The 11,959-nt window shown below is 68.5% G+C and carries 11 protein-coding genes; 2 read left to right on the plus strand and 9 right to left on the minus strand.

All coding sequences use genetic code 11. The features are described from left to right. Nucleotides 1-129 precede the first annotated feature (129 nt). The 8 genes from pafA to arc all read right to left on the minus strand — a co-directional run bounded on the left by pafA (nt 130) and on the right by arc (nt 9,084). On the minus strand, nt 130-1,488 hold the full coding sequence (pafA, locus tag CHB84_RS17790) for a Pup--protein ligase (RefSeq protein ID WP_089302797.1): 1,359 nt from the start codon (nt 1,486-1,488) through the stop codon (nt 130-132). Between the two features lie 76 nt (nt 1,489-1,564). After that, nucleotides 1,565-2,383 carry a proteasome subunit alpha gene (prcA, locus tag CHB84_RS17795; protein WP_089302765.1) on the minus strand — a complete coding sequence of 273 codons (819 nt, stop codon included), beginning with the start codon at nt 2,381-2,383 and terminating at the stop codon, nt 1,565-1,567. 81 nt (nt 2,384-2,464) lie between these two features. Continuing rightward, the gene (gene prcB, locus CHB84_RS17800) at nt 2,465-3,316 is read right to left on the minus strand and encodes a proteasome subunit beta (protein WP_089302766.1); all 852 of its coding nucleotides are present in this window, start codon (nt 3,314-3,316) and stop codon (nt 2,465-2,467) included. Nucleotides 3,317-3,434: 118 nt separating this feature from the next. Further along, nucleotides 3,435-3,629, minus strand: a complete 195-nt coding sequence (locus CHB84_RS17805; RefSeq protein ID WP_089302767.1) for a ubiquitin-like protein Pup — start codon at nt 3,627-3,629, stop codon at nt 3,435-3,437. A gap of 98 nt (nt 3,630-3,727) precedes the next feature. Beyond that, complete coding sequence (dop, locus tag CHB84_RS17810; RefSeq protein ID WP_089302768.1) at nt 3,728-5,221, minus strand: depupylase/deamidase Dop; 1,494 nt, start codon at nt 5,219-5,221, stop codon at nt 3,728-3,730. A 24-nt stretch (nt 5,222-5,245) separates the two neighbouring features. Next, complete coding sequence (locus CHB84_RS17815) at nt 5,246-5,926, minus strand: hypothetical protein (RefSeq protein ID WP_089302769.1); 681 nt, start codon at nt 5,924-5,926, stop codon at nt 5,246-5,248. A gap of 232 nt (nt 5,927-6,158) precedes the next feature. Next, nucleotides 6,159-7,097: an aldo/keto reductase gene (locus tag CHB84_RS17820; protein WP_089302770.1), complete on the minus strand. Its 939-nt coding sequence runs from the start codon at nt 7,095-7,097 to the stop codon at nt 6,159-6,161. A gap of 157 nt (nt 7,098-7,254) precedes the next feature. After that, nucleotides 7,255-9,084: a proteasome ATPase gene (gene arc / locus CHB84_RS17825; protein ID WP_089302771.1), complete on the minus strand. Its 1,830-nt coding sequence runs from the start codon at nt 9,082-9,084 to the stop codon at nt 7,255-7,257. 405 nt (nt 9,085-9,489) lie between these two features. Here arc and CHB84_RS17835 point away from each other — a divergent pair, with 405 nt between their 5' ends. Next, entirely contained in the window at nt 9,490-10,389 is a 900-nt protein-coding gene (locus CHB84_RS17835; RefSeq protein ID WP_089302773.1) for a hypothetical protein, read from the plus strand. 19 nt (nt 10,390-10,408) lie between these two features. Beyond that, nucleotides 10,409-10,915, plus strand: coding sequence for a hypothetical protein (locus CHB84_RS17840; protein WP_141134722.1), 507 nt, complete (start codon nt 10,409-10,411; stop codon nt 10,913-10,915). Between the two features lie 35 nt (nt 10,916-10,950). Here the strand turns inward: CHB84_RS17840 and CHB84_RS17845 are convergent, their stop codons facing one another. After that, the gene (locus CHB84_RS17845) at nt 10,951-11,775 is read right to left on the minus strand and encodes a tRNA (adenine-N1)-methyltransferase (protein ID WP_089302775.1); all 825 of its coding nucleotides are present in this window, start codon (nt 11,773-11,775) and stop codon (nt 10,951-10,953) included. Nucleotides 11,776-11,959 lie beyond the last annotated feature (184 nt).

Here is an 11,959-nt window from a genome sequence, read left to right on the forward strand (position 1 = left end):
CTTTCCGCGCACCGACCACTACCGGCACGCCGGCGGCGCCGTCCCTCCCGCAGTGAGGTGGGAGCCGAATGTCACGTTCGGCGCCTACTTGGGCGCCCGGTGTCACCTTCGGCTCCCACCCAGCCGGGGCTAGAGGCTCGCGATCAGGCGGTCGACACGCTCGTCGACACTGCGGAACGGGTCCTTGCACAGCACGGTGCGCTGCGCCTGGTCGTTGAGCTTGAGATGCACCCAGTCGACCGTGAAGTCGCGCTGCGCGGCCTGCGCCGCGGCGATGAAGTCTCCCCGCAGCTTGGCCCTGGTCGTCTGTGGCGGCGTGTCCTTGGCCAGCTCGATCTCACCGTCATCGGTGACCCGTTTGACCAGCCCCTTGCGCTGCAGCACATCGAAGACGCCCCGCCCGCGACGGATGTCGTGGTAGGCCAGGTCGAGCTGTGCGACGCGCGGATTGGACAGGTCCAGGCCGCGCTTGGCCCGGTAGCTCTCCACGAAGCGGTACTTGATGGCCCAGTCGATCTCCGTGTCGATCTTGCTGTAGTCCTGCTGCTCCACGGCTTCCAGCGCCCTGCCCCACAGCTCGACGATCCGTTTGGTCATGGGGTCGGCCCCGTGCGTATCGACGAACTGCACGGCACGCCTGTGGTACTCGTGCTGGATCTCCAGAGCCGAGGCCTCCCGGCCACCCGCGAGACGGACCTTGCGCCTGCCCGTCATGTCGTGGCTGATCTCGCGAATCGCCCGGATCGGGTTGTCCAGCGTGAAGTCCTTGAACTGCACGCCCTCTTCGATCATCTGCAGCACCAGGTTGGCGGCGCCGACCTTGAGCAGCGTGGTCGGCTCCGCCATGTTCGAGTCCCCGACGATGACGTGCAGCCGCCGGTAGCGCTCCGCGTCGGCGTGCGGCTCGTCCCGGGTGTTGATGATCGGACGGGACCGCGTGGTGGCGCTCGAGACGCCTTCCCAGATGTGCTCGGCCCGCTGGGACAGGCAGTACACCGCTCCACGCGGCGTCTGCAGCACCTTGCCCGCGCCGCACACGAGCTGCCTGCTGACCAGGAACGGCAGGAAGACATCGGCGATGCGGGAGAACTCGCCGGACCGGCCGACCAGGTAGTTCTCGTGGCACCCGTAGGAGTTGCCTGCCGAGTCGGTGTTGTTCTTGAACAGGAAGATGTCACCGCCGATGCCCTCATCGGCCAGCCGCCGCTCCGCGTCGACGAGCAGGTCCTCGAGAATGCGCTCGCCCGCCTTCTCGTGTGTGATCAGCTGCGTCAGGTCGTCACACTCCGCCGTGGCGTACTCCGGGTGCGACCCCACGTCCAGATACAGCCGCGAGCCGTTGGACAGGAAGACGTTCGACGAACGCCCCCACGACACGACCCGGCGGAACAGGTACCGGGCGACCTCGTCCGGGGACAACCTGCGCTGCCCGTGGAAGGTGCAGGTGACCCCGAACTCGGTCTCGATGCCAAAGATGCGACGTTCCATCACGCACACCTGGTTCGTCGACGACCGTGTACCGAGCTGCCGCCTGCGTTGCGGGTCATCGGTGCGTGCAGCCCGCTCATCGGCCCGCCCCCTCATCGCCGCTGTCCGACTCGGCCCCACCCTCGGGGCCGTTCGACTCGGACCCGGCCGAGGTATCGGTGTCGTCCTGGGACTCGTCGCCAGTCCCGTCGCCCTTACCGGACCCCGCGTCGGGCATCAAGCCGGTCAGCGTCGCACCCGTGATGCGCCGGAACGCCCTCCGCGGCCGCGCGCGCTCGAGTACCGCGACCTCCAGCTTGCCGAGCTCGCTGCTGGACCCGTTGCTCGTCGCGGCGCTGAGCACCGTCACGGCGAGGCGCACCGCGTCCTCCAGCGAGCAACCGGCCTCGTAGCGTTCGTTGAGCTTGCTGACGATGGGGTCCGTCTGGCCTCCCATCACCAGGTACTTCGGCTCGTGCACGATCGAGCCGTCGTAGGTCAACCGGTAGAGCTGGTCCTCCTCCGGTGTGGTTCCGACTTCGGCCACGGCCAACTCCACCTCGAACGGCTTGACCTGTTCGGTGAAGATCGACCCCAGGGTCTGTGCGTAGACGTTCGCCAGCTGGCGTGCGGAGACGTCCCGCCGGTCATAGGAGTAACCCCACAGGTCGGCGTGCTTGATGCCGGCCCGGCGCAAGCTCTCGTACTCGCTGTAGCGACCGGCAGCGGCGAACCCGATCCGGTCGTAGATCTCGGAAACCTTGTGCAGTGTCGGTGACGGGTTCTCCGCCACGAACAGCACGCCGTCGGCGTACTTCAACGCCACGACGCTGCGACCGCGAGATATGCCCTTGCGGGCATACTCCGACTTGTCGCGCATGAGCTGTTCGGGGGATGCGTACAGCGGCATCGTCACGGTGATCGATCTCCACTCTTCTCAGCAGGTTGCTGGTCGCACTCCTGGCCTGCGTACGAATGCCGTTCGAGACGTCCGGCGTCAGCCCGTCCCGCCCTCGGCGCGGGTGCGGGCCGCGACGACATCCTCGGCGACGGATGCCGCACGCTCGTCCGACAACCGGGCGGCGCCATCGGCCGTGATGGTCACCACGCTGGGGAAGATACGTCGGACCAGGTCGGGACCACCGGTGGCGGTGTCGTCGTCGGCCGCGTCGTACAGTGCCTCGATCGCGACCCGGACGGCCCGGTCCTCGTCGGCATCGGGATCGTAGAGCTTCTTCAACGAGGACTTGGCGAACAGCGATCCGGAACCGATCGCGTGGTAGCCTGCGGTTTCCTCGAACCGGCCTCCCGTGGCGTCGAACGAGACGATACGTCCCGCTTTGTCCGGTTCGGTCGCCTCGGTGTCGTATCCGGCGAACAGTGGTATGACGGCGAGGCCTGCCATGGCCACGTCGAGATTGCCGCGCACCATCGTGGCCAGCTTGTTCGTCTTGCCGTCCAGCGACAGCGCGATCCCTTCGATCTTCTCGTAGTGCTCCAGCTCGACCGCGTACAGCCGGACGAGCTCCAGGGCGATACCGGCAGTACCGGCGATACCGACTGCCGAGTGCTCATCGGTGACGAAGACCTTCTCCAGGTCGCGAGAGGCGATCACGTTTCCGGTCGTGGCCCGGCGGTCGCCCGCGATGAGGACGCCACCGGAGAACGTCATCGCGACGATCGTGGTGCCGTGCGGTGCGTACAGCTCCGAGGCGGAGCCGTTCGATCGGCTGTGTGGCAGTAGGTCAGGTGCTTGGTTGCGAAGGAAATCGGTGAAGGACGAGGACTCCATTGACAAGTAACCCGATGGCAGAGCCCCGCGGTTGTGCGCGGGCGACGTGTTGTCCATACGTTCTCGCGGTTCCCATCTCTCTGACGTGACGTGCGCTGGAACGGAGCTTACGCGGGCGAGTGCGCGACACCCGGCGAGGCGGGCACGACCCGGCCGCGTGACACGCGGCGACCTGCTACTGACCGCCCTTCTGCACGTAGGCGCGCACGAAGTCCTCCGCGTTCTCCTCGAGTACGTCGTCGATCTCGTCCAGGATCGTGTCGACGTCCTCGTTCATCTCCTGCCGGCGTTCCTGACCCGCGGGGCCACCCTCCTCGTTCTCCTCCTCGGAGTCGCCACCGCCGTGCCGTTCGATCTTCTCCTGAGCCATGTCGCCTCCTGATCAACGGTGCTCATGTCCAGGCTACCTAGTATTCGGGCCGTACGGGGTTCTCGTTCGTACAACGAATGCCCCGGCGCGCCTGCCCGTCAGCCGGTCAGCTCCGCCACGAGCTGCTCAGCGGTCTCGGCCTCGTCGAGCAGCTGCCCGACATGCGCCTTGGTGCCCCGCAACGGCTCGAGCGTGGGGATACGGACGAGCGACTCCTTGCCGACGTCGAAGATGACGGAGTCCCAGGAGGCGGCGGCGATCGAGGCCGCGTACTTCTCGAGTGCCCGTCCCCGGAAGTAAGCCCTCGTGTCCTCCGGCGGCGCGGTCATCGCCGCGTGTACCTCGTCCTCGCCGACCATTCGCCGCATCGAGCCGCGCGTGACCAGCCTGTTGTACAGGCCCTTGTCCAGGCGCACATCCGAGTACTGCAGGTCGATCATGTGCAGCCGCGGCGCGGCCCACCCGAGGGCGTCCCTGACCCGGTAGTTCTCCAGCAGCAGCAGCTTCGCGGGCCAGTCCAGCATATCGGCACACTCGGAGGGGTCCCGGGCAAGCTTGTCGAGGATCTCGCCCCACAACGACAGCACGTCATCCCGGGTCTCGTCGCGCTCGCGCTCGGCGAAGGCCATGGCCCGCTCGTGATAGGCGTACTGCAGGTCGAGGCCGGAGAACAGCCGCCCGTCCGCCAGCTCCACCTTCGTCCTGAGCGTGGGGTCGTGGCTGATCTGCCGCACCGCACGGACCGGATCGTGCAGCTTGAGGTCCTCGAACGTGAAGCCGGCCTCGACCATGTCCAGGACCAGCGCCGTACTGCCCAGCTTGAGGTAGGTGGCGTACTCGGCGAGGTTCGCGTCCCCGACGATCACGTGCAGTCTGCGGTACTTGTCCGCGTCCGCGTGCGGTTCGTCGCGGGTGTTGATGATGCCGCGTTTGAGCGTGGTCTCCAGGCCGACCTCGACCTCGATGTAGTCCGCACGCTGGGAGAGCTGGAAGCCTTCTTCCTCGCCTTGCTGCCCGATACCTACCCGGCCGGACCCCGTGATGACCTGGCGGGACACGAAGAACGGTGTCAGCCCCGTGATCACCGAGGTGAACGGGGTGTTGCGGGCCATGAGGTAGTTCTCGTGCGTGCCGTAGCTGGCGCCCTTGCCGTCCACGTTGTTCTTGTACAGCTGCAGCTGTGGCTGCCCCGGAACCGTCGCAGCCTTCATCGCGGCCTGCTCCATCACCCGCTCACCGGCCTTGTCCCAGACCACGGCGTCCCGCGGGTTGGTGACCTCGGGAGCCGAGTACTCCGGATGGGCGTGGTCGACGTACAGCCGCGCCCCGTTGGTGAGGATCACGTTGGCCGCCCCCAGATCCTCGACATCGGGGTCCTGTGGCGGTCCGCCCTGCCCGCTGAGGTCGAACCCACGCGCGTCCCTCAGCGGGGACTCCACCTCGTAGTCCCACCGTGCCCGGCGCGCCCGCGGGATGTCCGCTGCCGCCGCGTACGCGAGCACGACCTGTGTGGATGTCAGTACTGGATTCGCCGTGGGGTCACCCGGCACCGCGATGCCGTACTCCACCTCGGTTCCCATGATCCGCCGCATGACTCCAGCCTACGGGTAGCAGGCCTACGGCCGTTCCAGGGCGTCGGCGGCGATCGGCGCGAGCCGCTCGATGGCTTCCTCGGCGCGTGGCGCCCACCGCGCGGTGACCCGTACCACCGAGAAGACCTGCTCGTGCTGCAGAAGGGCCGTGCAGGTGGAGTGCTCCTGCTCGACGTGCACGCACAGGGCGGTGTGCTCGTCGATGCCCGCTACGTCCACGTCCAGCGGCTCGCCGGGGCAGTCGAGAGCCGCGAGGACGGAGCCGGAGTCCGCGGGCAGCGCGGTGACATAGTGATCCAGTTGCGAACCGGTGGGGTACTCCCAGGCGGCGGCGTGGTAGGAGTCCGCACCCTCATCACTGTCCGTATCACCGCTGTCCCCGGCACTGTCCGAGGCGTCTCCCTCGTCACCGCCCAGGACCTCGGCCAGGCAGCCCTCGGGCGCGCCGGGACCGGACTCCCGACGCTGCACCCCCTCCTCGGCGACGTCGCCGTCCCACATCAGCGCGGCGCCCGCCGTGCGCTGGGCCTCCGCACCGGCGGTACCGGCAGGCGCACCGTCGCTTCCGGGGCCGCCGGTTTCGTCGGCCCGCTGCGCCCGCTCGGTCGAGCCGTCCCGGTCGTCGTAGTAGGTGTCCAGGTCATTGGGGCGGTCCGCACACGCGGAGACCACCGCGACGAGCGCGACCCCGACCATCGCCGTCATCGGCCCGTGACGCACCGTCCAACCCTTTCCTCATGATCCGGGGCACTCCCGCGCCGTGTTCCCACGCACCGGAGTCGGGCAAGGATCCAACATAATGGACGCCCCGCCGGGTCGCGCTACTGCCCCGGGCGCTTCCGTCCCCGCGATGCCGTGCGCAGTCATTACTCGCCCATCACATGCGGCGGCGTGCCGGACGGGCACTCCAGCGCCTCGCCCACCCCGGAAGGTCGGGTCAGCTCCAGGCCAGCCGGCCGCGGTGCTGCCAGTACGCGTGCGCGGCCTCGGCCTGCTCGTGCAGCGCTGCGAGCTCCGTGCCGTCGAGCGTCACACCGGCGGCCGCGAGATTGGACTCCAGCTGGCCCGCGCTCGCGGGACCGAGCAGCACCGTGTCCGCCCACGGCTGTGCACACACCGCTGCCAGTGCGACCGCGTCCGGCCCCACCCGGTGTCGCGCGGCCAGCCGGGTCACCGGCGCGGGCGGCTCCACCACCAGTCGCCCGTTCGCCAGCGGTTCCTTGACCAGCACGTGGCATCCCGCGGCGTGGGCCTCGGCAAGAGCAGCTCCCGCGGACGGCTCGAGGACGTTCCAGGTGGACTGCACAGCTGTGAACACCCGCTCCCCGCCCACCTCCAGGTCCAGCGCAGCCCGGATCACATCGGCCTGCGCGGCACCGGAGGTGGAGAATCCCACCCGCACCCCGCTCGCGGCCAGGTCGGCGAGTGCCCGCAGCAGCGGCCGGTCGGTGAACAGCGGGCTGTCCAGGGTCAGCGAATGCACCTGGTAGACCGCGATGGTGTCGCCGAGCGCCTCGCGACTCTCCAGCCACTGTGCGGTCAGTCGCGCAAGCGAGTGCTCCTTGACCTCGTGCACCTCGGCGTCGGTGCGCCACCCACCGACGTAGGCGTAGCCCCACTTGCTGGAGACCGTCAGAGCCGGGTACCCGCGCTGGGCCATCCACTCGCCGAGGAACTCCTCCGCCCTTCCGTAGGAGCGCGCCACATCGATCCAGCGCACCCCCGCCGCATAGGCGGTGTCCAGCACCGAGGCCGTCACCGCGCGCATCGCCTCGACACTCCGCTCGGCCGGCAGCTCCTGCGCCCGGCCCAGGTTGATGTACGCGGGCCTCCCGACGGCGGCCAGCCCCACGCCGAACCGGGTCACGTCTGCCATCGCCCCGCCATGTGCCGGCTTCCGTGATGCCCGCGCACCCGAGAGGGATCCATGGTGAACGACGTGGCCGACAGTGACCGGCCGAGGGCGGCACAGCGACGGGCGGCGCCGGGAACGATTCCCGGCGCCGCCCGCGCGGTCGGTTGTCGTAGGGCCCTCAGAGGTACTGCCCGGTGTTCGTCGCGGTGTCGATCGCCCGACCCGAGTCCTGGTTCTTCCCGGTGACCAGCGTGCGGATGTAGACGATCCGCTCGCCCTTCTTCCCCGAGATACGCGCCCAGTCGTCCGGGTTCGTGGTGTTGGGCAGGTCCTCGTTCTCCGCGAACTCGTCCACGATCGCGTCGAGCAGGTGCTGCACCCGCAGCCCCGGCTTCTTGGTCTCCAGGACCGACTTGATCGCGGCCTTCTTCGCCCGGTCCACGATGTTCTCGATCATGGCGCCGGAGTTGAAGTCCCGGAAGTACAGCACCTCCTTGTCACCGTTGGCGTAGGTGACCTCGAGGAAGCGGTTCTCGTCGCTCTCCTCGTACATACGTTCGACCGTGTGCTGGACCATCGCCTCGATGGTCGAGCTTTCGTCGCCGCCGAACTCGGCCAGATCCTCGGCGTGAATCGGCAGGTCGGCATTGAGGTACTTGGAGAAGATGTCCTTGGCAGCCTCGGCGTCCGGACGCTCGATCTTGATCTTGACGTCCAGCCTGCCCGGCCGCAGGATCGCCGGATCGATCATGTCCTCCCGGTTCGAGGCACCGATCACGATCACGTTCTCCAGACCCTCGACACCATCGATCTCGGAGAGCAGCTGGGGCACGATCGTGGTCTCGACGTCCGAGGACACGCCGCTGCCCCGGGTACGGAAGATCGAGTCCATCTCGTCGAAGAACACGATCACCGGGGTGCCTTCCGATGCCTTCTCCCGCGCGCGCTGGAAGATCAGCCGGATGTGCCGCTCGGTCTCACCGACGAACTTGTTCAGCAGCTCCGGTCCCTTGATGTTGAGGAAGTACGACTTGGCGTCGCTGAGCCCTTCGTCGCCTCGTCCTGCCGCGACCTGCTTCGCCAGGGAGTTCGCCACGGCCTTGGCGATGAGGGTCTTGCCGCAACCGGGTGGCCCGTACAGCAGCACGCCCTTCGGCGGATGCAGCTGGTACTGGTGGTACAGGTCCGCATGCAGGAACGGCAGCTCCACCGCGTCCCGGATCTGCTCGATCTGCCGGTAGAGCCCGCCGATGTCCTCGTAGCGCACATCCGGGACCTCCTCGAGCACGAGGTCCTCGACCTCGGCCTTCGGCACCCGCTCGTACGCGAAACCGGCCTTGCTGTCCACCAGCAGGGAGTCGCCCGACTTGAGCTCCTGGTCGGCGAGCGGGTCGGCGAGGAAGACGACCCGCTCCTCGTCCGTGTGCCCGACGACGAGCGCCCGCGCGCACTGGTCCTCGCTCGGTGCGGCGAGCACCTCGCGCAACCCGCACACCTCGCCGGTGCGTTCGAACTCACCGGCCTCCACCACGGTCAACGCCTCGTTGAGCCGCAGCGCCTGACCACGACGCAGGTTCTCGACGTCGACGTTCGGCGAGACCGAGACGCGCATCTTCCGTCCCGACGTGAACACGTCGACCGTCTTGTCCTCGTAGGCGCCGAGGAACACACCGTAGCCGCTCGGCGGCTGAGCGAGGCGGTCCACCTCTTCCCGCAGGGCAAGCAGCTGCGAACGCGCGTCACGCAACGTCTCGACGAGCTTGTTGTTGCGTTCGGTCAGCTGGTTGATCCGCTCCGACGCCTCCGCGAGACGCTGCTCGAGCACCCTGTCACTCTGCGCCGAACCGGCTGCCCTACGCCGCAGGAGAGCCACTTCCTCCTCGAGAAAGCGAATCTGCCGCGCCTGCTCCTCGGCGAGCTCGCTGTCAGTGGCGGCGTCCCTCGTCGTGCCGCTGGTATCAGTCGGCTCGGCGTCGTCCTGCCGGCTACCGGGGTGGTCGTTCTGCATGCGGCACCTCCTCGGACGTATTTCCCTCAACGGTACCGGTGATCTTCCGCAATCAAAGCCCTTTCTGTATTACAGAATCGACGCGTCGCCTCCCAAACACAGCGGGTGCGTTGACGCAATGGTCCGATTTCGTGTACCGGGGGCCGGGTATTCGGCTACCCGGAGTTGATCTCGCGCAAACCTCGGACATCGCTGGCCGAGTACGAATAGTCCCTCCGGCTGACCGGATTGTCGAGCAGATCCCGTGAACCCGCCGACAAGGCCACGGAGAGTGTGGCACGCTCCACACACACCGAGCCGGATAACGACTTCGCGTAGGATGCCGTACCGCGTGCCACACCGGCGTCACCGGCGCGCGCCGGCCGGACACCCGGATCCTTGTCAATACGCCATGAAGGGATCTCCATGACGCAGCCTCCGCGACAGCCGGGACCGGACGGTCCGCAGGACCCGTACGGACCCAAGCCGGGGGATGGCATTCCCGGCGGTCAACCTCCACACCCTCCAGGGTACGGACAGCAGCCGGGTGGTTCCCCGCAGCACGGCGGGCCAGGCGGTGGTTGGCCGCACCATCAGCCGCCGCCGGGGCCCGACCCCACCAGGCAGTACACCCAGCCGGCGCCGTACCCCGCTGACCCGACCGGTGACTACGGCCCGACCGGTGCCTACGGGCAGCCGCAGGATCCGTACGGCGGCGGCTACGGCCCGCCCGGCGCAGGCGGTCCTCCCGGCGGGTTCGACGAGTTCGACGAGGCGGACCGCGAGCGGAGGAAGCGAGGGGTCCTCATCGGTGTCGCCGTGGCTGCTGCACTGCTGGTCGTCGGCGGGATCGTGGCACTGATCCTGATTCTGGGTGGCAACGAGCCCGAGGACGAAGCACAGCAGGCCACCGAGCAGACCGAGCAGCAGGACGACCCCGCCGAGCAGCAAGGGGGTCAGCAGGAGGACGTACCCCCTGCGCCGGACGTGCAGGAACCCGACGAGGGACAGGACGACGGCGGGCAGGACAGTGCCCAGGACCAGGAGGAAGCGCGGGATACGGCCGAGACGGCCATGCAGGCGCTCAACGAGCGCGATACCGCGCTCGCCCGGTCGGTCTCCTGCGATCCCGACGAGCCGGCGGACGACGCGTTCGACGACTTCACCGACGAGGAGTTCCGGCTCACCGGCGATCCGGTGATCGACGGCGACTCCGCGACGGCGCCGTTCGAGGTGACCGGAACGGATCCGGACAACGGTGAGAAGGTCACCGAATCGAGGGAGCTGTCCATGAACAAGGAGTCCGGCCGGTGGTGCGTCACCTGACTGGGGAAGGGCGGCCGGCATGAGGTCGAAGCGCGGGAGTATGGCCCTGGGGGTCGCCGTCGGGGTCGTACTGGTCCTTGCCACCGGCATCGGGGTCCTCGCGTTGTTGCTGAACGCGAGCACGACCCGAGCCGCCGTGTCACGCGCCGCTGCCACCGAGCCGCCGCCCGGTTCCCCCGAAGGCCGGAGCGATGCCGGGGCCGCGCGACGCACGGGCGGCTCGCACACGGCCGAGGCACGGCGCGTCGCCGACGAGCTGGTTGCTGCCGCCAACGCCAGGGACCTCGCACGGTTCCGGCGGGTACTGTGTGATCCGTCCGGTACCCGCGCGGAGGATCTGGCCGAGATCGCGCCGCAAGCGCGGTTCACGCTGCTCGGCGACCCTGTCGTCGATACGGCCGACCCCGACCGGGCGCACTGCGTGGTGCTCGCCGAGGTGGGCTCGGCCGCAGAGGAAGTAACCCTCCACCTCGTTCGCAACGGGTCGCGCTGGTGCGTGACGGGTGGTCGAACCGCTGCGCAGTGACCGTCCCACCACCCGGCGCCGCCACGCCGGGCCGGTCAGCCCCGGCTCGGCCGCCGATGCACGCGGGGCGGCGTTACGCCGTCGGCCAGCCGCCGCGCGGTCAGCAGGAAGGCCGTATGCCCCTGCATGCGGTGTTCCGGCCGCACCGCGAGACCGACGACATGCCACGGCCGGTCGATGGTTTCCCAGGTTTCCGGCTCGGTCCAGCACTGCTGCTCGCGAAGCGCCTCGGCGATACGGGACAGCTGCGTGACGGTGGCGACGTAGACGGTCAGCACCCCGCCCGCGACAAGGTTCGCGGCCACGGTGGGAAGGGAGTCCCACGGGGAGAGCATGTCCAGGACGATCCGATCGACCTCCCCGGTGTGCTCGGCGATGTCCTGCACGTGCAAGGACCAGTTCTCCGGCTGCTGCCCGAAGAACCGCTCGACGTTCGTCCTGGCGTGGCGCGCGTGGTCCTCGCGGGACTCGTAGGAGATTACGCTGCCGTCGTGCCCGACAGCCCGCAGCAACGAGCACGTCAACGCCCCCGAGCCCGCACCGGCTTCCAGGACGCGGGCGCCGGGGAACACATCGCCCCACATCACGATCTGTGCCGCGTCCTTGGGGTAGATGACCTGCGCACCCCGGGGCATCGACCGGACGTAGTCCGCGAGTAACGGGCGCATCGCCAGGTAGCTCGTGCCGCCTGCCGAGCTCACCACCGACCCCTCCGGCCTGCCGATGAGCTCGTCGTGCGCCAGCAGACCGCGATGCGTGTGATACTCCCCGCCCTCGGACAGCACGATGGTGTAGCGCCGCCCCTTCGGGTCCGTCAGCTGTACCCGGTCCCCTACTCCAAACGGCCCTCGCCCGGACACTCGATCTCCTCCACTTGTCGCGCCGAATCAGCAGCGTTCGATCGTCCCAGACCTGATCCCCATCCCCCACAGCCGGATGCGCTGAATGAGGTTCTCCTCGGGTTTGTGTGGGTGGTGTGCGCGGTAGGTGGGGGTGGTGTGCCGGCTGTGTCAGGCGTGTGGTGATTGTGCGGCGTGGATGAGG

Source organism: Haloechinothrix alba (genome assembly GCF_900188115.1).
Taxonomy (GTDB): domain Bacteria; phylum Actinomycetota; class Actinomycetes; order Mycobacteriales; family Pseudonocardiaceae; genus Haloechinothrix; species Haloechinothrix alba.